The organism is Flavobacterium jumunjinense (assembly GCF_021650975.2).
Taxonomy (GTDB): Bacteria; Bacteroidota; Bacteroidia; order Flavobacteriales; family Flavobacteriaceae; genus Flavobacterium; species Flavobacterium jumunjinense.
This window is the reverse complement of record NZ_CP091285.1, coordinates 2,494,807-2,519,230: the sequence shown is the minus strand read 5'-3', so window position 1 is coordinate 2,519,230 and position 24,424 is coordinate 2,494,807. Positions and strand designations below refer to the sequence as shown.

Annotated in this window: 16 protein-coding genes; 13 read left to right on the top strand and 3 right to left on the bottom strand. The window is 32.4% G+C overall.

What is annotated here, in order from left to right; genetic code table 11:
- Positions 1-238 precede the first annotated feature (238 nt).
- Both L2Z92_RS11055 and L2Z92_RS11050 read left to right on the top strand, forming a co-directional pair.
- Positions 239-1,654 (top strand): hypothetical protein, encoded by a 1,416-nt coding sequence (locus L2Z92_RS11055; protein WP_236452958.1) that lies wholly within the window; start codon positions 239-241, stop codon positions 1,652-1,654.
- A gap of 181 nt (positions 1,655-1,835) precedes the next feature.
- Complete coding sequence (locus L2Z92_RS11050; RefSeq protein ID WP_236452957.1) at positions 1,836-5,438, top strand: hypothetical protein; 3,603 nt, start codon at positions 1,836-1,838, stop codon at positions 5,436-5,438.
- Here L2Z92_RS11050 and L2Z92_RS11045 read toward each other — a convergent pair.
- Positions 5,435-5,761, bottom strand: a complete 327-nt coding sequence (locus L2Z92_RS11045) for a hypothetical protein (protein WP_236452956.1) — start codon at positions 5,759-5,761, stop codon at positions 5,435-5,437. The two genes, L2Z92_RS11050 and L2Z92_RS11045, sit on opposite strands and share 4 nt — an antisense overlap.
- Positions 5,762-5,878: 117 nt before the next feature.
- Between L2Z92_RS11045 and L2Z92_RS11040 the strand changes: the two genes are divergently transcribed.
- The 9 genes from L2Z92_RS11040 (at position 5,879) to ilvA (ending at position 17,515) form a co-directional block, all read left to right on the top strand.
- The gene (locus L2Z92_RS11040; RefSeq protein WP_236452955.1) at positions 5,879-6,055 is read left to right on the top strand and encodes a DUF5522 domain-containing protein; all 177 of its coding nucleotides are present in this window, start codon (positions 5,879-5,881) and stop codon (positions 6,053-6,055) included.
- Positions 6,056-6,235: 180 nt separating this feature from the next.
- Positions 6,236-8,212: a urocanate hydratase gene (locus L2Z92_RS11035; RefSeq protein WP_236452954.1), complete on the top strand. Its 1,977-nt coding sequence runs from the start codon at positions 6,236-6,238 to the stop codon at positions 8,210-8,212.
- A gap of 55 nt (positions 8,213-8,267) precedes the next feature.
- A complete protein-coding gene (locus L2Z92_RS11030; protein WP_236452952.1) occupies positions 8,268-8,786 on the top strand; it encodes a DUF4136 domain-containing protein in 519 nt (172 codons plus the stop codon).
- Positions 8,787-9,473: 687 nt separating this feature from the next.
- A complete protein-coding gene (gene ilvE / locus L2Z92_RS11025; RefSeq protein ID WP_236452950.1) occupies positions 9,474-10,379 on the top strand; it encodes a branched-chain-amino-acid transaminase in 906 nt (301 codons plus the stop codon).
- A 3-nt stretch (positions 10,380-10,382) separates the two neighbouring features.
- Positions 10,383-12,062 (top strand): dihydroxy-acid dehydratase, encoded by a 1,680-nt coding sequence (gene ilvD / locus L2Z92_RS11020; protein ID WP_236452948.1) that lies wholly within the window; start codon positions 10,383-10,385, stop codon positions 12,060-12,062.
- 5 nt (positions 12,063-12,067) lie between these two features.
- Positions 12,068-13,822 (top strand): biosynthetic-type acetolactate synthase large subunit, encoded by a 1,755-nt coding sequence (ilvB, locus tag L2Z92_RS11015; protein WP_379678317.1) that lies wholly within the window; start codon positions 12,068-12,070, stop codon positions 13,820-13,822.
- Positions 13,823-13,918: 96 nt separating this feature from the next.
- On the top strand, positions 13,919-14,506 hold the full coding sequence (gene ilvN / locus L2Z92_RS11010) for an acetolactate synthase small subunit (protein ID WP_236452946.1): 588 nt from the start codon (positions 13,919-13,921) through the stop codon (positions 14,504-14,506).
- A 211-nt stretch (positions 14,507-14,717) separates the two neighbouring features.
- A complete protein-coding gene (ilvC, locus tag L2Z92_RS11005) occupies positions 14,718-16,196 on the top strand; it encodes a ketol-acid reductoisomerase (RefSeq protein ID WP_236452945.1) in 1,479 nt (492 codons plus the stop codon).
- Positions 16,197-16,270: 74 nt separating this feature from the next.
- Positions 16,271-17,515 carry a threonine ammonia-lyase IlvA gene (ilvA, locus tag L2Z92_RS11000; RefSeq protein ID WP_236458847.1) on the top strand — a complete coding sequence of 415 codons (1,245 nt, stop codon included), beginning with the start codon at positions 16,271-16,273 and terminating at the stop codon, positions 17,513-17,515.
- Between the two features lie 40 nt (positions 17,516-17,555).
- Here the strand turns inward: ilvA and L2Z92_RS10995 are convergent, their stop codons facing one another.
- Positions 17,556-18,776 (bottom strand): hypothetical protein, encoded by a 1,221-nt coding sequence (locus tag L2Z92_RS10995; RefSeq protein ID WP_236452944.1) that lies wholly within the window; start codon positions 18,774-18,776, stop codon positions 17,556-17,558.
- Positions 18,777-19,399: 623 nt separating this feature from the next.
- Complete coding sequence (locus tag L2Z92_RS10990; protein WP_236452943.1) at positions 19,400-19,963, bottom strand: YceI family protein; 564 nt, start codon at positions 19,961-19,963, stop codon at positions 19,400-19,402.
- 605 nt (positions 19,964-20,568) lie between these two features.
- Between L2Z92_RS10990 and L2Z92_RS10985 the strand changes: the two genes are divergently transcribed.
- The gene (locus L2Z92_RS10985) at positions 20,569-22,536 is read left to right on the top strand and encodes an AAA family ATPase (protein WP_236452942.1); all 1,968 of its coding nucleotides are present in this window, start codon (positions 20,569-20,571) and stop codon (positions 22,534-22,536) included.
- Positions 22,533-24,413 carry an ATP-dependent helicase gene (locus L2Z92_RS21405; RefSeq protein ID WP_319800368.1) on the top strand — a complete coding sequence of 627 codons (1,881 nt, stop codon included), beginning with the start codon at positions 22,533-22,535 and terminating at the stop codon, positions 24,411-24,413. The genes L2Z92_RS10985 and L2Z92_RS21405 overlap by 4 nt, the downstream gene beginning before the upstream one ends.
- Positions 24,414-24,424: the final 11 nt, after the last annotated feature.

The window sequence follows — 24,424 nt, the reverse complement described above, 5'->3', positions numbered from 1 at the left end:
ATTATTTTTATTTTTTTAAAACCCATTTCTTCTAATCGTTTATTAATAAACATTTTAAAAAAGAAATTGAACTTATGAAAAGGTACAAAATATTAAACAAACACAACAATAAAAAAATACAAATAATTAATTATTGTTTAAATTTTAACAAAAAAGGTGATTTTACTATACCTTTAAAGAGGTTTTAATACCTATTTTTACATTGATTAATCCTAAAAAACTACAAAAAACACATATTATGAAAAAAAGACACCTATTTACTGGACTATTATTTTTTAGTTTATACCTATCTCAGGGACAAGTCGGAATTGGAACCACTACTCCAAACGGAGCCTTAGATATAAGTTCTTCTGTCTATGGATTAATCCCTCCAAAAGTAGCACTAACCTCAACTACAGTTGCAGCACCAGTATTAAACCCACAAACTGGAGCATTAGTTTCGGGAACAGTAGTTTGGAACACAGCTACTGCAGGAACATCTCCAAATAATGTTGCCCCTGGACTTTACTTTTGGAATGGAACAAAATGGATTGCCTTAGCTGGTTCTCCTGGAGGACTAGACTGGTCCTTATCTGGAAATAGCGGAACAACAGCAGGTACAAATTTCTTAGGAACAACAGATACTCAAGCCTTACACTTTAACACTAATAATACCGAAAGAATGCGAATTCTTAGTGGTGGTACTGTTGCAATAAACAACACTGGTTCCACTTCTGCTCAACTTCAAATTACAGCAGCAGGAACTAATGACTGTGTTGTTCCTAGCAACACTGATAATATAGCTAATGCAGTTTGGGCAAGAAACTCACACTCAATCGGAACAGCTGTGCTCGGAGCCGTAAACGGTACTAATGGGGTGTTCTCTTTAAAAGGCTCAGGGATAGCTGGAGCTGGAGTAAACAGTCATGGAATATATGGAAATACTGGTAACGGAGCTCCAAACAATGCGGCACACAATGGTAACAGCGCTGGTGTTTTCTTCCTAGACACCGATAATGATCCTATAACCGATAATGGTAGTGCTTACGTTTCATTAGCAGGAAAAGACGACTTAATTATATCTCCATTAAGCGGACTTTCTAGAAGAGTTCTATACGGAGGCTATTTCACAGGAGGAACAACTGCTGCTGGGATATCATACAGTTATGTAGGATTAAAATACAATCACAATAATGACGCTACTGCAACAGGTGGAACAAATTATAAAATAGTAGGAAACGGAACAGTTTCTTCACTAATACCAGACGAAAACAATGCACCAAGAATAATGTTCTGTCCGGAGGCTCCCGAGGTTTTATTTGAAGACTATGGAACAGGTAAATTAACAAATGGTCAAAGCTACATCGAACTCGATAAAATAGTAGCCAACTCATTAAAAATTGACCCTACTCATCCTCTTAAAGTTTTCATACAGCTAGAAGGAGAATGCAATGGGGTTTACGTAACCGAAAAAAGCAAGAATGGTTTCCTTGTAAAAGAATTAAATAACGGAAAAAGCAATATTGATTTTTCTTGGCATATTGTAGGAAATAGAGCTAATTCAAAAGATAAAGATGGAAACATCACTTCTTATTATGAAGACTTAAGACTTCCTTACGGTCCAACAGAGCTAAAACAAAGTATTGCAACTTCAAAAAAACAAGATATTAAATAAAAAATCACTACTCAAGTATCTAATATTGTGAATTTTATCATAAAAAGAGTAATAAAAATCTACACTTTATAGATTTTTTATTGCTCTTTATCGATTATTACCCCTGAAAATCAAAATAATAGCAATAAAACTTTAACCTTTTTTTTTTTTTTAGTAAGTTAGTTTCCTATTAACTATCAATATGAGAAAAAATTACTTGCTAATCACAGCGATTGTGTTTCTATTTAGTATAGTCACAATTCAAAAAATCAATGGGCAAACACCTAGTAATGATAATTGCTCAGGAGCAATAGCACTACCATTAAATTCTACTTGTGCTTACACAACATACACGAATGTTTCTGCAACAGCATCAACAACACCTTCAACACCTCCAGCTCCAGGTTGCGGAAGCTATTCAAGCGGAGATGTATGGTTCTCCATACTTATTCCTAGTAATGGACAAGTAACAGTAGACATGCAAGCTGGAACAATGACAGATTCAGGAATGGCATGGTACACAGGAACGTGTAGCGGCTTAACACTATTAGAATGTGACGACGACGACAGCACAAACGGGCTAATGTCATATATTACTAGAACTGGACTAACTCCAGGAAATACTATATATGTTAGAGTTTGGGGATACGGAAATACATACGGAACTTTTGGAATCTGTGCTACAACTCCAGCCCCTGTAAATGACAATTGTACCGCTGCAATCGCGTTAACACTAAACACAACTTGCACTTATACTTCTTACTCAAATAGCGCAGCAACAGCATCTACTACGCCTTCAACCCCTCCTACTCCTGGATGCGGAAATTACTCTAGTGGAGACGTGTGGTTTTCAGTAGTTACACCTGCAAATGGAATTGTTACTATTGATATGCAAACTGGAACAATGACTAATTCAGGAATGGCATGGTACACAGGAACTTGTAGTGGACTCACTTTACTGGAATGTGACGACGACGATAGTACAAACGGAGCAATGTCTTATATTTCTAGAACAGGCTTAACTCCTGGAAGCACAATATATATTAGAGTTTGGGGATACGGAAATACTTACGGAACTTTTGGAATCTGCGCTACTTCCGTTACTCCTACTGGATGCACACAAGGTAACGGAACTGGCACAACATCATTAGGTTGCCCTTCTGTTGATTCTGGTGGTTTAGGACTAAACGGTGCAGATCCTGCATCTTTTAACTGTAGCGCTCCTTCGACATGTGTAGACCTTGAAGCAGTGTATTTAAACTTAGGAGAAACAACCTCTTATAGTGTTGAATCTATACCATACAATCCGCCATATCAGTTTGAGTGTTTACAAAACCCATTAAGTGTTAACACAGACGATATTTGGTCATCTGTAGTAAACCTACCGTTCGATTTTTGTTTTTATGGAAACACGTATAGTCAATGCTTAATTGGATCTAACGGTGTGATTACTTTTGACACTACTAATAATAACCCTGGAGGCTACTGCGGTTGGGAGTTTAGTACAGATCTACCTATTGCTGGAGATGGTTCCTTAATAGGGAATGCTATTTTTGGAGTTTTTCATGATATTGACCCTTCAGTGGGAGGTGAAGTTGGCTGGGAATTAATTACATTAAACACAGGTTGCCGTGCACTAGTTGCCTCTTGGAGCAATGTCCCTATGTATGAAGAAAATTCACAACTTTACACAGGAATGATGGTATTATATGAAAACACGAATGTCATTGAAGTTTACATTCAAGAAAAAAATATAGACAATCTTGGTGCTGGAACTTGGAACGACGGAAATGCCGTTGTAGGTATCCAAAATCAAGCAGGAACGATTGCTACGGTTGCACCAAATAGAAATAGTCTAGACACAAATTGGGCAATAACAAATGAAGCTTGGAGATTTGTTCCAGACGGAAACTCTATTACTTCTATTGCTTGGCACGAAGGCTCAGGAACATCTGGACCTATTATAGGCACAACAGATCAAGTCAATGTCTGCCCAAGTAGTACGACTACTTACACCGCAGAAGTTACTTACCAACTATGTGGGGGTGCAGTATTAAAAGAGCTTAGTGAAACAACCGTAACAATACAAGACAGTAAAGTATGGAATGGATCAATTGACACTAATTGGACAAATGCTAACAATTGGACACCTGTTGGAACACCTACAGCTTCCGATTGTGTAATAGTACCTACAACAGCAAATAACCCTATTGTAAACGGCACAAACTACAATGGTGAAGGACTTAATTTATCCGTCCACAATAGTGCTAAATTAACAGTTACTCCTAGTAATAGCTTAACGATAACAGATTGGGTAAACATTAATACTGGAGGTAATCTAGAAATTGAAAATAATGCGAGTTTAATCCAAATTAATAACATCTCTAATAGTGGAATTATGGAATTAAAAAGAGATGCAAATATTCGTCAATACGACTATGTATATTGGTCTTCTCCTGTTTCTAATTATTCGTTAACTAATATAACTAGTAGCCGTAGATACAAATGGGCACCAACTACAACAACTGCTTACACAAGTAACTTTGGTAATTGGATAAGCACATCGGAATCCATGGTAACCGGGAAAGGGTATATTGTTAGAGCTCCTGATTCCTACTCTACGTCTAATCAAAATTATACTCAAACATTTACAGGAACACCTAATAACGGAAATGTAACTATACCTATTAGCAGAAGCACTTACAATGGTGGAAGTTATCTAGGACCAACTACAACTCCAGTTACAAGAGACGACGACAACTGGAACCTTGTTGGAAATCCATATCCATCAGCTATTGATGCATTAGATTTTTTAACACTAAACACAAACATAGCTGGTTTTGTAAAAATCTGGACACATGGAACATTTCCTAGTTCTTCTATTCCGGCTCCATTCTATCAAAATTACAGCTACAATTATTCACTTAATGATTATATCACATACAATGCTTCAGGAAGTTCTTCTGGTCCAGGGGTCTACAATGGATACATAGCTGCTGGACAAGGATTTTTTGTTTTAATGAATCATACTTCAGCTTCAACTACTGAAAATCTTTCATTCAATAATAGCATGAGAAGTAGTTCTTATGATAATAGTCAATTCTACAAAACAGCAACAACTACACAAATTGATAAAAATAGAATTTGGTTGGATCTAATTGATACCAACAACAACTCTACAAGAACATTAGTTGGTTATATTACTAATGCGACTAATAATTTAGACCGATTATATGATGCTACTGCATATGATAAAAACATTTTCGATATTTATTCAATTACTGAAAACGAAAAACTAAACATTCAAGGAAGACAACTACCTTACAATAGTGACGACCTAGTTCCTATTGGAATGTATCTTCCTCAAAATGGAAACTATAAAATCGCAATTGGTGCTTTAGACGGCCTTTTTAATGATACTTCAAAAAGCATTTATTTAGAAGATCTACAGACAGGTATAATACATGATTTAAGAGTAACCCCATATGATTTCAACTCAGTAGCCGGAAGCATTGACAATCGTTTCATATTGAGATACACAAATACTACTTTAGACACACATGATAATAGTTTTAACGAGAATGAGATCCTTGTAATTCCTAATGAAAATATAATTATAAAATCATTAAGTGAGCCTTTAGAGTCTGTTCAGGTTTTTGACGTCTTGGGCAGAAAACTAGCACACGTTAAAAACATCAATTCAAACGAAATAGTAATTTCAAATTTACTAAAAAACGAAACTACATTACTACTCCAAATAAAATCAATAAGTGGAGCAATATTGTATAAAAAAGTAATTTATTAAATATACTTTAAAAAAGACCAAAAAGACCTTTTCTTTAGATAGTTAAGGTCTTTTTCGTTTTCATAAGCCTCTCTTTCAAAAGATATATTCCTGTAAGCAAGCATCCAATTCTTACAATAAAGAAAACGAAATAAAAACTCAATTACATACCAAATAAAAAACAAAACAACTAACATTTCTGCTTGTTGTTTTATATGTATTTTTTCATGGTAAATTAATGTTTTATTTCTCTTATCCTCTTCTTTAGATAAAATAATAAAAGGATAAATTGTTACTCCTCTAAACTGCTTTGGAATTAAATATTTAGAAACAAAAAGTATCATGTTTTATAAATTAAATAAGCTCATTCCTTCTTTTTATCGAAATAAAGCAAGTAAACTTAGATAAAAATATTTATTTTTGAGGAATCTAAGAAAATAAAATTAGATATTAGTTACTACATGAACAATAAATTAGACCCAAATAAATTAATAGAAGGAGAAGATTTTTATTATACACCAGAGGGATATAAATGTTTTACCGCTACTTATCATTTAAAAAAAGGCTATTGTTGTAAAAGTGGTTGCCGTCATTGCCCGTATGGTTATGATAAAAAAACAGGAACAGTAAAAAAATAAGAAATGGACATTCTATTATTTCACTACAAAATAAAGATATATAAGTCCTATCATAGGTCAGATATTCGCTATCCCTAGCACTTGAAGGGAAACCTAGCTTCGTTTAAACAATAATTTGTGATGCATTATCACATGTACGTTTATTTTACAAAATTAAGAATATCTAAAAACATCATTACAATGACCTTTAAAGAACAAATTCTAGAAGGAATTCCTTCCAATTTACCAAATATAAAACCGTTTGAAGCAGCTATTAATCATGCTCCTAAACGAAAAGAAATACTTTCAGATGAAGAGAAAAAATTAGCCTTAAAAAATGCACTACGCTATTTTGACGCTAAGCATCATACTACTTTATTACCTGAATTTAAAGAAGAGCTTGATACGTTTGGTCGCATTTATATGTACCGTTTTCGTCCAGATTATGAAATGAAGGCTAGACCAATTAATGAATACCCTGGAAAATGTGAGCAAGCAAAAGCGATAATGCTCATGATTCAAAATAACTTAGACTATGCCGTTGCCCAACATCCACATGAACTAATTACCTATGGTGGAAATGGAGCTGTTTTCCAAAACTGGGCACAATACCTGTTAACAATGCAGTATTTAGCAGAAATGACAGAAGAACAGACCTTAACCATGTATTCAGGTCATCCAATGGGATTATATCCCTCTCATAAAGAAGCTCCAAGAGTTGTTGTTACAAATGGAATGGTTATACCAAATTACTCTCAACCTGATGATTGGGAAAAAATGAACGCTTTAGGTGTTTCACAATATGGGCAAATGACAGCAGGAAGTTATATGTATATTGGCCCACAAGGTATCGTTCATGGAACAACAATAACCGTTCTTAATGGATTTCGAAAAATCAAAAAATCGCCAACTGGAGGATTATTTGTAACATCAGGCTTAGGCGGAATGTCGGGTGCACAACCCAAGGCAGGTAATATTGCAGGTTGTGTAACAGTATGTGCCGAAGTAAATCCGAAAATAACAAAAATAAGACACGAACAAGGCTGGATAAATGAAGTCGTTGAAGACATCACTCTTTTAGTAGCCCGTGTTCGTAAAGCATTAGAAAACAAAGAAATTGTATCAATTGCCTATTTAGGAAACATTGTAGATGTTTGGGAAAGATTCGACCAAGAAGAATTACATATCGATTTAGGTTCCGATCAAACTTCATTACATAATCCATGGGCTGGTGGCTATTATCCTACTGGATTTTCTTTCGAAGAATCGAATGAAATGATGGCAAACAATCCAGATCAATTTAAAATAGAAGTACAAAAAACATTACGCCTTCACGCAGCTGCTATAAACAAGCATACAGCAAAGGGAACCTATTTCTTCGACTATGGAAATGCTTTTCTACTAGAAGCTTCTCGTGCAGGTGCTGATATTATGGCTTCAAATGGTATTGACTTCAAATATCCTAGTTACGTGCAAGATATTATGGGTCCAATGTGTTTTGATTATGGCTTTGGTCCTTTCCGTTGGGTTTGTGCTTCAGGAAATCCCGAAGATTTAGCAAAAACAGATAAAATTGCTTGTGACGTATTAGAGGAAATGATGACAAGCTCTCCTGTTGAAATTCAACAGCAAATGGCTGATAATATTCAATGGATAAAAGGAGCACAAGAAAACAAACTAGTCGTAGGTTCACAGGCTCGTATTTTATATGCAGACGCAGAAGGAAGAATTAAAATTGCAAAAGCGTTCAATGAGGCCATTGCAAAAGGAGAAATTGGCTTTGTTGTTTTAGGAAGAGATCATCATGATGTTTCTGGAACAGACTCTCCATACAGAGAAACTTCTAATATATATGACGGATCACGTTTTACAGCAGATATGGCAATCCAAAATGTAATTGGAGATAGCTTTAGAGGAGCTACTTGGGTTTCTATACACAATGGAGGAGGTGTTGGATGGGGTGAAGTAATCAATGGTGGTTTCGGCATGGTTCTTGATGGTACTAAAGACGCTTCGAGACGTTTAGAATCGATGCTTTTTTGGGATGTAAACAACGGAATATCAAGAAGAAGTTGGGCTAGAAATGAAGGTGCAATTTTTGCGATTAAAAGAGCTATGGAAACGCAACCTTTATTGAAAGTTACCATCCCTAATATAGTTGATGAATCATTATTATAGTTTAACAGGTTAAAGCTTTTAACCTATTAAACGCTTTAACCATAAACAAAACACTATGAAAAAAATTAATTTAATTCCTGTATTACTACTATTTGTATTGGCATCTTGTAGCTCTGTAAGAGTGAATGCTGATTATGACAAAAAAGCTGAGTTTGGCAAATATAAAACTTATGCTTATTTAAAAAGTAGCATTGATAAAGCTGAAATTTCAGATTTAGACAAAAAAAGAATTCTTCGTTCTATAGATGAAGAAATGAGTGCTAAAGGTTTTTCTAAAAGTGAAAATCCAGACATGTTATTAAGTATTTTTACTAAAGAAAGAGAACGTATCGACGTGTATAATAATGTTGGTTTTGGATGGGGTTGGAATCCATATTGGGGAATGAATAGCTCTTCAGTTTCGAGAACACCTGAAGGAACATTATTTATCGACATCGTAGATGCAAAGACAAAAGAAATGGTTTGGCAAGGTGAAGGAACAGGATATTTAACAAAGAATACACACAAAAAAGATGAACGTACACATCAATTTGTTTCTAAAATTCTGGAACAATATCCTCCTGTAATAAAATAATCAACTACAAATCAATACTTTAAAATCGTTAAAAATGTAAAAAAAACATTTTTAACGATTTTTTTTAGAAAAAAGTTTGCAAATAAAATTAATTTACTAGATTTGTCCCACAGTTAACACATTTATGAAATTGACATTAACAATATGTCTGTTCCAAACAAATGAAATTTACTGAACACATATGAAAAATACTATTGTTATTATTGTCTCTATTATTATTCCAAAATTGGGATAGGAGATAGTATGCAATAAACACATACATGAAGCCTCCTAATTTTTTAGGAGGCTTTTTTATTTAAAAAACATGAACCACATCGCAACAATTATTATTATCGTAATCATCGTCATTCGTAAACCCAAACGAGTCAGGATAATATTGCATATATGTAACAGCCTTTCTCGTAAAACAGAAAGGCTTTTTTTTTACAACAAACGCAACAAAAACAGATTCTAGTTTACAAAAAACACATCTATAATGTTAAAAAAATTAATAATAAACATTTCAACTTTTAATAAATTAGATAAAAACAAGCTGTTAAACATCATAAAAACAAAAACACAATCACATGAAAAACAACACATTAAACAACAAAAACAACAATTAAATACTGTATAACATAATTAAACAGACACTTTTTAAAAACTCACATTAATAATTTTACACTTTATTTTAAAAATAAAAAAGAAATGAATACAAACGCAAATCCATATTATAATCAAGATACTCTATTGTTCAGCAATGGAGAATTTAAAAAATCATTAACTACTACAACTGACTTATACGGACAGACTTTACATTATGGCTATGGTGCTTTTGAAGGAATACGTGCTTACAAAACAGAATCTGGAACAAAAATTTTTAAAGCAAAAGAACATTACGATAGATTGAAAAAATCGTGTGAATTAATCAACATTCCATTCGAATATGACATTGATGAATTAATTGAGAAATCATATGAACTATTAGCATTAAATAACCTTACAGATGCATACTTAAGACCTATAGTTTACTGTGCCCCAAACATGAGCTTATCAAAGCCAACAGGTGTAAATATTATGATATGCGCTTGGAAATGGGGAACCTATCTTGGAGACAACCTATTAAATCTTTGTGTTTCTACCTATTGCAGACCACATCCTAAATCGATAAAAATAGAAGCAAAAGTTTGCGGACATTATATCAATTCTATACTTGCAACGAACGAAGCAAAAGCAAAAGGATTTGACGAAGCCTTATTATTAGATACTGAAGCCTTTGTTGCCGAAGGACCTGGAGCTAATCTATTTTTCGAAAAAAACGGAGAACTTTTCACACCTCAACTAGGAAACATTCTTCCTGGAATTACTAGAGCTACAATAATAGAGTTATGTAAAGAATTAGATATAAAACTACATCAAGGCAAATATTCGTTAGAACAATTAAATGATGCAGATGCTGCTTTTTATTGTGGAACTGCTGCCGAAGTAATAGGAATAAAATCATTAGACAAAAAAGAATTCCCATTAGAATGGGACAATAGCTTAGGTAAAAAATTACAAATAGCTTATAAAAACCTAGTATTAGAAAAAGAGTTAAGCTCACAATTAAACTAAAAAATGGAACTTAATAAATACAGCAAAACAGTAACACAAGATCCTACACAACCAGCAGCACAAGCTATGCTTTATGGAGTAGGATTAACAGACGAACAACTAGCACAAGCCTTCATAGGAATTGCTTCAATGGGCTATGATGGAAACACGTGCAACATGCATTTGAATCATTTAGCTTCCTATATAAAAGTTGAAGTCAATGCTTCAAATATGGTGGGACTTATCTTCAATACTATAGGAATTAGCGATGGAATTACAAACGGAACTGATGGAATGCGCTATTCATTAGTAAGCAGAGAAGTCATTGCAGACAGTATAGAAAGTGTAGTTGATGGTCATTATTATGATGGTGTTATTGCTATTCCTGGTTGCGATAAAAATATGCCAGGGTCTATTATTGCTATGGGAAGACTAAATCGTCCTTCGATAATGGTTTATGGTGGCACAATTGCTCCAGGAAAATACCAAGGAAAAGATCTAAACATTGTTTCTGCTTTTGAAGCCTTAGGAGAAAAAATTGCAGGAAAAATATCCGAAGAAGAATTCAAAGGCATCATAAAAAATTCATGCCCAGGTGCAGGTGCTTGTGGAGGAATGTATACCGCAAACACAATGGCGATTGCCATAGAAGCATTAGGAATGAGTCTTCCCTACTCTAGTTCTAACCCAGCCGTTTCTCAGGATAAAATAGAAGAATGCAAACAAGCAGCTTCCTACATGAAGTTATTATTAGAAAAGAACATTTGTCCAAAAGACATCATGACATTCAAAGCTTATGAAAACGCAATTACAACCCTAATCGCACTTGGAGGAAGTACAAATGCGGTATTACATATTATCGCTATGGCGAAAAGCGTCGGGGTTAAAATTACACAAGATGATTTTCAAAGAATCAGTAACAAAACACCACTTATTGCCGACTTTAAACCTGGAGGAAATTATCTAATGCAAAATCTTCATGAAAAAGGAGGTGTTCCAATGGTTTTAAAATATTTACTAAGCAAAGGAATGCTTCATGGTGATTGTATTACGGTTACAGGAAAAACAGTAGCTGAAAATTTAAAAGATATAGTAGATATCGATTTCGAAAGTCAGAATATCATTCGACCAATCGAAAAACCTATCAAAGAAACAGGACATCTTCAAATTTTATATGGAAACCTTGCGACTAAAGGATCGGTTGCCAAAATTACTGGTAAAGAAGGGGAAAAATTTACAGGACCAGCCAAAGTATTTGATGGAGAAAAAGAATTAATCAAAGGTATTGAAGATAAAAAAATACAAGCAGGAGATGTTATTGTTATCCGCTATGTAGGACCAAAAGGAGGTCCAGGAATGCCAGAAATGTTAAAACCTACTTCTGCAATTATTGGAGCTGGACTAGGAAAAAGTGTTGCTCTTATTACTGATGGACGATTTAGCGGTGGAACACATGGCTTTGTAGTGGGACATATTTCTCCAGAAGCCTATGATGGTGGAACTATTGCCTTAGTGAAAGATGGAGATCTAATTGAACTTGATGCCGTCGATAATAGAATTCATTTAGCAATTAGTGATGAAGAACTGCAAAAAAGAAAAGCACTCTTTGTTCAACCAAAACCAAAAGTAACAAAAGGAGTATTATACAAATATCAAAAATTGGTAACCGATGCCTCAGAAGGATGTGTTACTGACGAATTTTAAAAGTAATGATTATGCAAACATTAGACCAAGAATTAAAAGAAAACACAAGTACCAAAACACATAATGTTAGTGGTAGTTTAGCTGTAATTGATGCATTATTATCTGAAGACGTCTCAACTGTATTTGGATATCCTGGAGGAGCAATAATGCCAATTTATGATGCTTTATATGATTTTAACGACAGTTTAAAACACATTCTTGTGCGTCACGAACAAGGAGCCATTCATGCAGCACAAGGTTATGCAAGAGTGAGTGGAAAAACGGGGGTTGTTTTTGCTACGAGTGGTCCTGGAGCAACGAATCTTGTTACAGGGTTAGCTGATGCACAAATTGATTCTACTCCTTTAGTTTGTATAACAGGACAAGTTTTTGCTCATTTATTAGGTACCGATGCTTTTCAAGAAACGGATATCATCAACATAACAACACCTATTACCAAATGGAACTATCAAGTAACCGATGCAAATGAAATACCCGAAGTATTAGCCAAAGCTTTTTATATTGCAAAATCGGGAAGACCAGGCCCTGTATTAATTGATATTACGAAGAATGCACAATTGCAACTTTTCGATTATAAAGGATACAGACCTTGTTTACACATTAGAAGTTACCGTCCTGAACCAATTGTAAGAAATGAGTACATAGAAAAAGCAGCGCTTTTAATTAATAAAGCCAAAAAACCACTTGTTGTTTTTGGACAAGGAGTAATCTTAGGAAATGCTGAAAAAGAGTTTATTACTTTTATTGAAAAAGCAGGTTTACCAACCGCTTGGACCATTATGGGAATGAGTGCTATACCAACTAACCATCCGTTAGGTGTGGGAATGGTGGGAATGCATGGCAATTATGGTCCAAATGTTTTAACCAATGAATGTGATGTTTTAATAGCGATTGGAATGCGATTTGATGATCGTGTAACTGGTCGATTAGATATGTATGCAAAACAAGCAAAAATTGTTCATCTTGATATTGATCCTGCTGAAATTGACAAAAACGTACAAACAACTGTTCCTGTTTGGGGAAATTGCAAAGAAACGCTTCCTCTTTTAACACAACTAGTTCAAGACAACAATCACCAAGATTGGTTTAGAGAATTCGATAAAAGAAAAGAAAAGGAAACCACTCAACTTATCAATAAAGAACTCAGCCCAACAGAAGGGGAACTAACAATGGGTGAAGTATTAAATGTGCTAAACGAACTAACTAATGGTGAAGCTGTAATTGTTACCGATGTTGGACAACACCAAATGATAGCTTGTCGCTATGCCAAACAAACCCAATCGCGTAGTAATATTACTAGTGGTGGTTTAGGTACAATGGGATTTGCACTTCCTGCTGCAATTGGTGCCAAATATGGAGCACCAGAAAGACAAGTTGTTGCTATAATGGGCGATGGAGGAGCACAAATGAATCTGCAAGAATTAGGGACTATTATGCAATTTCAACCTAATGTTAAAATACTAATTCTAAACAATAGTTTTTTAGGAATGGTGCGACAATGGCAAGAACTTTTTCATAAAAAACGCTACTCATTTACCGATATTCAAAGTCCAAATTTTGTAAAAGTAGCCAATGCCTATGGAATAGATGGAAAACAAATTTCCGAAAGAGAAGAATTGAAAGCAAGCCTTAAAGAAATGTTAGATCATCCATCTTCCTATCTTTTAGAAGTTGCAGTACTCCATGAAGATAATGTTTTCCCAATGGTTCCACAAGGAAAAGGAGTTGCAGAAATAGTACTTAGTAAGGAAGAAATATAACATGAAATTATCATTAACAAAAAGTTTGCATAGGCAAATAGCAATAAATAAAAAGTGGATAACATATATGACCACTAAAAAACAATCATTACATATATGAAAGAGGAACACACATTAACCGTTTATACAGAAAATCAAGTTGGGCTATTAAATAAAATTGCCATTATTTTCTCTAGAAGAAAAATAAACCTAGACAGTTTCAATTCTTCTCCAAGCGAGATTGATAACATTTATCGTTTCACAATTGTTATAAACGAAACGGCAACTGTAGTACAAAATTTAGTCAAGCAAATTGAAAAGATAATTGATGTACTAAAAGTATACAACAATACTAATGACGAGATTATTTGGCAACAAATTGCACTCTATAAAGTACCAACAACTGCTATTGTCGAAAATGCAAAAGTAGAACGCTTACTTAGAGAGTTTGGAGCTAATGTGGTTGTGATTAGAAACGATTATACGGTTTTTGAAGCTACAGGACAAGACCATGAAATAGATAAGCTTCTTAAAGAGCTAGACAAGTATGGATTAATTGAATTTGTCAAAAGTTCTAGAATTGCTATTATTAAATCGAGTGAAGGATTGCATAAAAAATTAGTCAATATGGATTTAAAAAACCCTGCTAAAGATCCTGTTAATAATGAATTTCTGAATCATAAAAGCAAGATATTTCAGATGTAGTTTGAACAAAGAAAAGAGAACAAAGAGAATAGATTAAAGAATTAGCCCAGATAGGAGTGAAAATCCTTTTTTTAGAAAATTATTGCTTTTGTTTTATAGAAAAGCGACCAAAGGAAGCTCTTTTTATAAATTACAAAAATGAATTTTTAAGAAAAAGATTGTAATGAATAGCTGGATTAGCTTCTAAAAACAATATAAAAATAAATATAAAATGTCAAATTATTTCAACTCATTACCGCATCGTTTAAAAGTACAAGAACTAGGGAAATGCGATTTCATGAACAGTGAAGAGTTCAACAATGGTGTAACAAAACTTAAAGGAAAAAAAATAGTAATTATAGGTTGTGGTGCACAAGGATTAGCCCAAGGGCAGAACATGCGCGATAGTGGCTTGCATGTTGCGTATGCTTTGAGACAAGAAGCTATTGACAACAAAAGAGCTTCTTTTATTAATGCTACCGAAAACGGATTTGAAGTGGGCACTTTTGAAACTATGATTCCTACTGCCGATTTGGTTTCTAACCTTGCTCCTGACAAACAACATACGGATGTTGTGAACAAAGTGGTTCCTTTAATGAAAAAAGGAGCTTGCCTTTCTTATTCTCATGGTTTTAACATTGTAGAAGAAGGTACAAAAATTAGAGAAGACATAACAGTTGTTATGATTGCTCCGAAATCGCCAGCTTCTGAAGTACGTGCTGAATATTTACGTGATTTTGGTGTACCAACATTAATTGCAGTACACACAGAAAATGATCCAAACGGAGATGGTTTAGAAATTGCAAAAGCCTATTGTGTTGGAACTGGCGGTCACAAAGCGGGTGTATTACATTCTTCTTTTGTAGCTGAGGTAAAATCGGATTTAATGGGAGAACAAACCATTCTTTGTGGGCTATTGCAAACGGGTTCTATTCTTAGTTTTAATAAAATGGTTGAAAAAGGAATCGATGCTGGTTATGCTTCTAGATTAGTTCAATATGGTTGGGAAGTGATTACCGAGGCTTTAAAAATTGGTGGTATTACCAATATGATGGATCGCTTATCGAATCCTGCAAAGGTGGAAGCATTCAAACTGGCTGAAGAACTGAAAACGATAATGACTCCGCTATTTGAAAAACATATGGATGACATTTTATCGGGACATTTTTCAGCAACCATGATGGAAGATTGGGCACAAAATGATAAAAATCTTCTTACTTGGAGAGCAGCTACTGGAGAAACTGCATTCGAAAAAACGCCTGCAAGTGATGTAAAAATTGATGAGCAAGACTATTTTGACAATGCTACATTAATGGTAGCTTTTGTAAAATCGGGTGTAGAATTAGCCTTTGAAACGATGACACTTTCTGGTATTAAAGCAGAATCGGCTTACTACGAATCTTTACATGAAGCACCATTAATTGCGAACACAATTGCTCGTAAGAAACTATATGAAATGAACCGTGTTATTTCGGACACTGCTGAATATGGTTGCTATTTATTTGACCATGCCTGCAAACCTCTTTTAGCTGATTTCATGAAGAAAGTAGACACTAATTTAATTGGTAAAAATTTTAATGATACTGCTAATAGAAATGTCGATAACTTCGAACTTGTTAAAATTAATGCAAGTATTCGAAATCATTCTATCGAAAAATGTGGTGCCGAATTGCGTGCTGCAATGACTGCAATGAAAAAAATTGTAGCGTAAAAAAGAAGAAAGAAAATAGATAAAAGAGAATAGATAAAAATTTCCTGATCTTAAAAATCATGCTAACAACAACAATGACCGTTTTTGAAGAGGTATTAGAAGCTAAAAAACAATTTGACGGTGTGGTATTCCCTACTCCGTTAATGGTGAATAGAAATCTATCTAGTCAATTTCAATCGAATATATTACTCAAAAGAGAAGATCTACAAGTAGTTCGGTCCTATAAAATTAGAGGCGCTTATAATAAAATGAGTTCACTAACAACAACCGAACGAGAAAAAGGAATTGTTTGTGCTAGTGCTGGAAACCATGCACAAGGAGTTGCTTATTCCTGTAATCTTTTGCAAATTAAAGGCAAAATATACATGCCGAAAACAACCCCAAAACAAAAGATTAAACAAGTACAACTTTTTGGAAAAGAATATACCGAAATAGTTCTTATTGGTGACACTTTCGACGACGCTTCGCTAAAAGCAATTGACGATGCAACTATTAATAAAAAAACATTCATTCATCCATTCGATGATACTAAAGTAATTGCGGGTCAAGGAACTGTTGGTTTAGAAATTATAGAAGACTACAAGGACACAATCGATTATGTGTTTGTACCTATTGGTGGTGGTGGATTGGCTTCAGGCCTATCTACCGTTTTTAAAAAATTGAGCCCGAATACTAAAATTATTGGTGTAGAGCCCGCTGGTGCACCCTCAATGAAAACATCTATTGCAAAAGGAGAAAACACCCGTTTAGATAGTATTGATAAATTTGTAGATGGAGCAGCTGTGAAACAAGTAGGCAATCGCAATTTCGACATTTGCAGTAGAAACTTAGACGATATTATTTTAGTTCCAGAAGGGAAAGTATGTTCTACAATTTTACAATTATATAACGAAGAAGCCATGGTAGTTGAACCCGCTGGAGCGTTAACCATTGCTGCTTTAGACTTCTATCAGAACCAAATTAAAGGTAAAAATGTAGTGTGCATTGTTAGCGGAAGCAACAATGATATTGAACGTACTGCCGAAATAAAAGAACGTTCTTTATTATATGAAGGATTGAAACACTATTTCATGATTCAGTTTCCGCAACGACCTGGAGCGTTAAAAGAGTTTGTAAATGATATTTTAGGAGACGATGATGATATTACTTATTTTCAATACAAACAAAAAAACAGTAAAGAATCGGGTCCTGTAATTGTTGGTTTAGAATTGAAAAACAAAACCGACATTACTCCTATTCAAACCAAGATGAAAGAGAAAGGATTCGAGTTTGAATACCTTAATGAAAAAGAAGATTTATATGCCCAAATGATTGGGTAAAATTAAAAAGGGTACTATTTAGAAATAGTACCCTTTTTAATTAATTTAACAACTGCCATTTGCCTCCACCCCATTTAAAGTGTTTGGAGTTTCCTGTAGTAATTGTTGTACTTGCTCCCATATCGGTATTCGTATTTAAAATAGTAGTACTAAAAGTAGAACCACAATAAATAGTCAATTCAAAACCTATATATGGTGCCGAAGCAGGAAGCACTAAGTTATTACTGTAGTTTCCGTCATAGTTTTCATATGCCATTGTTCCAACACTAATAGTAGAACCAGAAGATCCTGTTTGCCTATTTGCTGTTACTGCCGCTTTATTTAATTCTGTATAAGAAACTAACACTACATCGCCATTCGCATTCACTGTTAATACTTTATTGCTTGGAGCTGGAGTTGTAGCTGTTGAAGCAGCTGTTAAATTAGTAAAACGTAATCCCGAATTACCAGCACTCCCATGTGTTATTTCTAATTTATTTGCTGGATCTATTGTGCCTATTCCAACTAAACCATCATGTGTAAGTGCCATAACTGCCGCTACAGAAGTAGAAGCATTATCTGAAACTGCTTGAAAGTTTAATATTCCTTTATTAGCTAAATTACTTGTATAATTCATCTTCATCAATTTATTCCCTGCGGTATTGGTTAAATTTTCTAAATAAAGACCAGGACCTGAAAGCCCACCTGCAAATCCTGCTCCTGTTGCAGTAATAATTTGACCTTTCACATAACTAGTAGAAATGCCTGTGGTTTGCCCTGCTTCATTTAAATGCAAATAATTCAATGGGTTTGTTGTTCCAACTCCAATATTTCCAGTCGATTTAATTCTTAATCTTTCTGTATTATTCGTTTTAGCAACAAAATCGACAGCATCTGTAGTTCCTATAAAGTGAGTTCCAGCAGTAGTTCCTGTATTCCCCGCAATTGACCAATCTGGATTAGAAGCTGTTGATTGCGTAGTAACGCGCAACCATTTTGTACCATCCCAAAAATAGTATCCTGGTACTACATTATTCGGACTACTTCCTGCTGTAGCCGTATTATAAATCATCGTTCCACTTAAAATAGCACCTCCATTAGGGTTCACCACTGGGGCAGCAACATTAGACGACGTTAAACTCACTCTTGGCATCACTAGACCTTGAGTACTCGAATTTATCTCAAAAGCTCCATTTGGAGTAGTAGTCCCCACACCCACTTGTCCAAAAGTAAAATGTGCTATACTAAACAGTAATAATAAATAGCAGTAATTTTGTTTCATATATTTGAAATTTAATTTATTAATTGCTTTTTACTATAATTGATTAACACTTTATAGTAAATACTTTTTTTTAAAGTAGTGCTCTACTTTCTGTATTCATTATAAAGTATTGATTTGAAGTAAAAAGTCGGTACAAAACTACAAAAAAATTATAATTTTTTCTTAAATCGATACAGATAAAATGTAATTATTCTTAAAATTAAAACAATAAAAATCAACACATTACCTATTTTATAAAAAAATAGGATTCTAAAATAAAACTTCTCAAAAATCAATTCCTTATTTTAGAAATAAAAAGCTATTCTCTACTAGAAAGTAGTAGTTTTCCTTTTTAAAATTATTCTTTTTACGTAAAAAAAATTTAAAAAAATCGTTCGAAGAATAGTTTTTGTAGTTAGATAACCATTTCTAGTCGTTAGAGTCCTTTTTCATTATACAAAATCAATAAAAAAGATATCTCAATAAAACAAGAACAGCCTTATTTTACAAAATAAGTAACAAAAAAAAAACGGTATTCTGTTCACTATGGAACAAAATACCGCAACTTACAAACTTTAAACTTCTATATGTTATGGAAACATGTTTATTGTAATATCAAAAAGTAAGCCACTTTTCTATAATGATTAAAATTTCAAAACAACCTCCAAATCAAAATCTTCATGGATTACCTTATCTCCAAGTGAATTCATAAAATTACCACTATAATTAATACCATATTTTTCTCGATTTACAACTAAAATCGTTGTAGCAGTATCTTTGTTCGTTTTCACATCAAAGATTATTGGATTCGTTTTTCCTTTTATTGTTAAATCGGCTGTAACAGTTGTTATATTATTTGCCTTTTGAGTAACCTTTTTAAAAACCAACAATGCTGTGGGATAATTGGATACATCGAAAAAATCTTCCGATTTTAAATGTCCCTCTAATATTTTTTTTAAATCGCCTTCTAGATCATTCACTTTTATCGAAGTCATATCCATAGTAAAAGTGCCTCCTACTAATTTATCAAGTTTAAACACTAAGGCACCACTCTTTATTTGAATCGTTCCATTATGTTCTCCAGAAATTTTCTTCCCCAACCATTCCACTTTACTTTTTGCGACATCTATTTTTTTAGTTGTCTGAGCATTTACCGTTGCAACAATACAGATAAAAAATGCCAATACATGTGTTCTTAAATTTTTCATTTTACTAACGATTTTAGCTTTTGCATAATCAAATCCTCTCGAAATACTAACTGTTCAAAAAAGAATAATTGCAAAATTTTATACTCTACATATTTAATCTTAAACATAGCGCTTTTTATTTAAAGTAACAAACTATTTTTATTAAAACGTGTAAGCCAATACATAATCCAGCCGATTCAACTAGACTGAAAAAAAAACTAAATTATAGTTGTGATTTTATTTTTTAAAAAATAAAGTTTATCACAGCTTTGTGATTATTTTTATTTTAGTTTTTATTTTATCACGTTTTTGTGATACAATTTATTTTTTTATTTTTTTTATCACGAACTACTTCTGTTCGTTTTTTTCAAAACAATCTTCTTTGAAAACTGTTTAATGTTTGTAGAAATAATTAGGTAAATTATTTTTTTGCTATTACGGTTTTCCACAAGGAATACTCACGCTATTCTTTTATTTTTACTGACTTATAAAACAGGTAGTTTTACCTAGAAACAAAATTTGTTTTTAAATTATATTACAAGACTTTTTTGAACAGGAAGGTGTCAATAAGTAAAATTGGTGAGTTTTATTTAAAAACGTAAATTAGCATTCATACAAAATAGAATATGTCAATATTAATAGACACAGTTAGAATATCGAACTTTAGAGGAATCAAGGATATTGAAGTGAATTTATCTTCAACAACAATCCTTGTTGGTGCAAATAATGCAGGAAAAACTTCATTTTTAAAAGCATTACATTTAGCTATTGGTGCGGAAAGGAGAAGTATTTCAAAAGAAGATTTTTACTTTTCAGAAGAAGAAAGCAAAGAAATACTAATTGATATAAGAATAGTATCTTATGATTACGAGAACAATCTAAGGTTACAAAATTTTGAAGACAACTGGGCTACAAATGATTTAAGCGGTCTTATCAAGACCGATAACAATGATTATGAATTTGTTTGTTTTAGATTACGTGCATATGAAGACTCAATTAAAGGTTTTTTATTTGAAACATTAGAATTAAACAATTGGGAAGATTATTCAATGATTGATAAAAATGGTGATATTGTTAGTAACTGGAAAAACACGAAAACAAAACCTAGGTTTCCTAAAATTGAATCAATGCCTTTATTTTTTATTGATGCACAAAGAGATATCATGTCAGATTTAAAAGATAGATCTTCCTATTTAGGAAAACTTACTGAACGTTTGGAATTTAATAAAGAGCAAATAAAGAGTATTGAAAAGGAATTAGATACTATAAATAAAAACATTATAACTGAAAGTCCTATTTTAGATCATTTAAAAACAACTTTAGAAAAACTTAATAAAACTGTCAATTCTCAAGGTAATGGTGTTGAAATATCACCGATAAATAAAAAAATAAGAGATATTGGAAGAAATTTAAATATAAATTTTCAAGATACAAAGCAAGGTAACTTCCCTTTAGACTATCATGGTATGGGAACAAGGAGTTGGGCATCAGTACTTACTTTAAATGCTTTTATTTCTTGGAATGAAAACGAAAAAAACACTAATAAAAAAGATCCATTTTTACCAATAATTGCTTTAGAAGAACCAGAATCGCATTTACATCCTAATGCGCAAAGACATTTATTCAAACAATTAACGGATATAAAAGGACAGAAAATAATTAGTACTCATTCACCTTTTATTGCCGCGCAATCTGAACTAACCGACTTAAGACATTTTTATAAAGATGAAAATGGATTAAAAATTGGTTCATTAGAATTGAGTGATTCAATAGATAATGAAATAAATTCACTTAAAATAGAAATTGATAACAATGAAAATAATGAGGAATTAAAAAAGAAAAATTGGGCTGAAATTAATTTACTTAAAAAAGATTTAGATGGTAAAATAAATTCCAAAGAATTAAAAAAAATAAGAAGGCAGATAATGAATACAAGAGGAGAATTACTTTTTGCTAAAGCAATTATTTTATTTGAAGGAGAAACAGAAGAACAAGCTTTACCTATCTTTGCTGAAAAATATTATGGTGTTTATCCATTTGAATTAGGATTAAATTTTATAGGTGTAAGTGGTAATAAAAATTATACTTCTTTTTTATCAATTGCAAAATTTTTAAATATTCCATGGTTCATTTTTAGTGATGCTGATCAAAATACTGTGAAAGAAGTAAAAAAACAAGTAAAAAGTGTTTTTGGCAATATAAATATAGATAACAAACTTATTGATTTAGGAGATAACAATAATTTTGAAACTTATCTTGTAAATGAAGGTTTTATAAATGAGTTAAATAGTGCAATTGATAGCATTGAAAATGAGGATAATTATTTAATGAACAATTACATACCTTCTTTAAATGGCACACCTTTAAAAAAAGGTAAAGGAGAAAAAAAAAGAGATTATAATGGAGATGAAGGTATACAAAGAGCTTTGAAAGATTGTTTAAGTGAAGGAAAAACTAAATATGCTTCTCAAATTGCAGAAAGTATAACCACAAAAATTGATGAATATGGGGATTTTACTATACCAACTAAAATAAAAGCATTGTTTGATGCCATTAATAAGGATTTTAATATTTTAAAAAAAGAAAAAAAATGATCCTATCTGAGATACAAGAAAAAATAACACTTCACAAAGACAATGCTTTATTAGTATTAGCTGGAGCTGGTAGTGGAAAAACTAGGGTTTTAACTGAAAGAATTAAAAATCTTTTAGCAGAAGGTAATTATCATGTTTTAGCTTTAACTTTTACAAATAAAGCTGCAGAAGAAATGAGATTAAGGCTAGAAGATGTTGAAGATATACACGACCGTGCATTTATAGGGACAATCCATAGTTTTTGTTTAGAAATTATTAGCAAACAAGGTTATTCAGTTGGAATTGATGAAATGCCTCATTTTTTTGATAAAGAAGAAGATAGAAAAACTTTATTAATTCAAGTTTTCGAAAATAATCCTGAATTAAAAGACTATTATTTAAAACTTGAGAATAAAGAAAAAGGAAGTTTTGTTTACAAAGTATTAGAATATATTAGCAATCAAAAGAAAAAATTAATTGATCCTATTGAGAATAGTAATGATGCTTTTGAATATATATATTGGAACTACAATGAACTTTTAAAACAACAAAATGCAATTGATTTTGATGATGTAATCTTTTTAGCATATAAAATATTTGCAAAAAGACCCTCAATTGCCAAAATTTACAGAAGATTATACAAATATATTTCAATAGATGAGGCTCAAGATTTAAATTTTGCTCAATATGAGTTTATCAAACTCATGTGTAATGGAGAACATAAAAATGTATTAATGGTTGGGGATGTCAATCAATCCCTTTTTCACTTTAATGGTTCAGATATTAAATATATGAGTTCTCTATTTAAAATAGATTTTGATGCGGAAGAAATAAAATTAACTACTAATTATAGATCATCCAAGGCTGTTTTGAAAATCGCTAATAAAATTAAAGCTAACTCTTCATCAATTGATTCAAAAGCACCAAAAGGCCTTTTTCAAATCAACTCTTTTCATGACGATAAAGAAGAAGCTAAATGGATAATTGATGAAATTGAAAAACTTGTAGAGCAAAAAAAACATGATGATATAGAAGGAAATATAACTCTAGATAAAATAGCCATCTTAGCTAGAAATAAGTTTCTTTTTCAGAGTGTTGAGCAAGAATTAAAAGAAAGGAACATAAATGGAAAAAAACTGAATTATTTCTATAAAAGAGGCTCTGATGTTACAGACTTTGGTAGTGAATTAATAATATTATTTGATTTAGGATTAAGTATCTTGTCTAATAATCAAGATCAATTACATTATTCGAAAATTCAAACAATTTTGGGATTAAAAAATATAGAATTGCTTTCTAAAATGAATAGTATTGAAAACTTAAAAAAAATACAAAGCAAAATTACAGATCAAGATAGTAAAGAAAATTACCAAATACTAATTGAATCATGGGAGCTAGTTGATAATGGAATTAATAACTTTTCAATAACATTAAATAATCTTGAAGAAAAAATAAAGCTTAAATACGAAAATTTGGAAAACGACATTAATGAATTAGAAAAGATTATTTTTGACATACAATCTTTCAAACACCTCTGGAAAAACTATTCTAAAGAGACTAGAAATGAGATGAAAAATCTACAACATTTTAAAACACAAATAGCATTAGGAATTACAAATGTAGGAAATAATCAAAATGGTATTACATTAGGAACGGTTCATTCTGTTAAAGGATTAGAGTATCCAATAGTTTTTGTAATTGGATTAACAGAAGGTGCATTTCCAGACTTTAGAGCCGTTCAAAAAAAAGGAAATGAGTTTGAATCTGAGAAAAATGCTTTTTATGTAGCTGTAACAAGAGCAGAAAGATTTTTATTTTTAACTTATCCAAATAATAGAATGACTCAATACGGGAATAGAGCTCAAAAGAAATCTAGCTTCATAAGTTTAATTGAATAAATTTTCATTTT

Coding starts and splice junctions, on each gene's coding strand:
- ilvD (WP_236452948.1), top strand. CDS start 10,383: ATGGAACTTAATAAATACAGCAAAACAGTAACACAAGATCCTACACAA.
- ilvE (WP_236452950.1), top strand. CDS start 9,474: ATGAATACAAACGCAAATCCATATTATAATCAAGATACTCTATTGTTC.
- L2Z92_RS11035 (WP_236452954.1), top strand. CDS start 6,236: ATGACCTTTAAAGAACAAATTCTAGAAGGAATTCCTTCCAATTTACCA.
- L2Z92_RS11030 (WP_236452952.1), top strand. CDS start 8,268: ATGAAAAAAATTAATTTAATTCCTGTATTACTACTATTTGTATTGGCA.
- ilvA (WP_236458847.1), top strand. CDS start 16,271: ATGACCGTTTTTGAAGAGGTATTAGAAGCTAAAAAACAATTTGACGGT.
- L2Z92_RS11050 (WP_236452957.1), top strand. CDS start 1,836: ATGAGAAAAAATTACTTGCTAATCACAGCGATTGTGTTTCTATTTAGT.
- L2Z92_RS21405 (WP_319800368.1), top strand. CDS start 22,533: ATGATCCTATCTGAGATACAAGAAAAAATAACACTTCACAAAGACAAT.
- ilvB (WP_379678317.1), top strand. CDS start 12,068: ATGATTATGCAAACATTAGACCAAGAATTAAAAGAAAACACAAGTACC.
- L2Z92_RS11045 (WP_236452956.1), bottom strand. CDS start 5,761: ATGATACTTTTTGTTTCTAAATATTTAATTCCAAAGCAGTTTAGAGGA.
- L2Z92_RS10995 (WP_236452944.1), bottom strand. CDS start 18,776: ATGAAACAAAATTACTGCTATTTATTATTACTGTTTAGTATAGCACAT.
- L2Z92_RS10985 (WP_236452942.1), top strand. CDS start 20,569: ATGTCAATATTAATAGACACAGTTAGAATATCGAACTTTAGAGGAATC.
- L2Z92_RS10990 (WP_236452943.1), bottom strand. CDS start 19,963: ATGAAAAATTTAAGAACACATGTATTGGCATTTTTTATCTGTATTGTT.
- L2Z92_RS11055 (WP_236452958.1), top strand. CDS start 239: ATGAAAAAAAGACACCTATTTACTGGACTATTATTTTTTAGTTTATAC.
- ilvN (WP_236452946.1), top strand. CDS start 13,919: ATGAAAGAGGAACACACATTAACCGTTTATACAGAAAATCAAGTTGGG.
- ilvC (WP_236452945.1), top strand. CDS start 14,718: ATGTCAAATTATTTCAACTCATTACCGCATCGTTTAAAAGTACAAGAA.
- L2Z92_RS11040 (WP_236452955.1), top strand. CDS start 5,879: ATGAACAATAAATTAGACCCAAATAAATTAATAGAAGGAGAAGATTTT.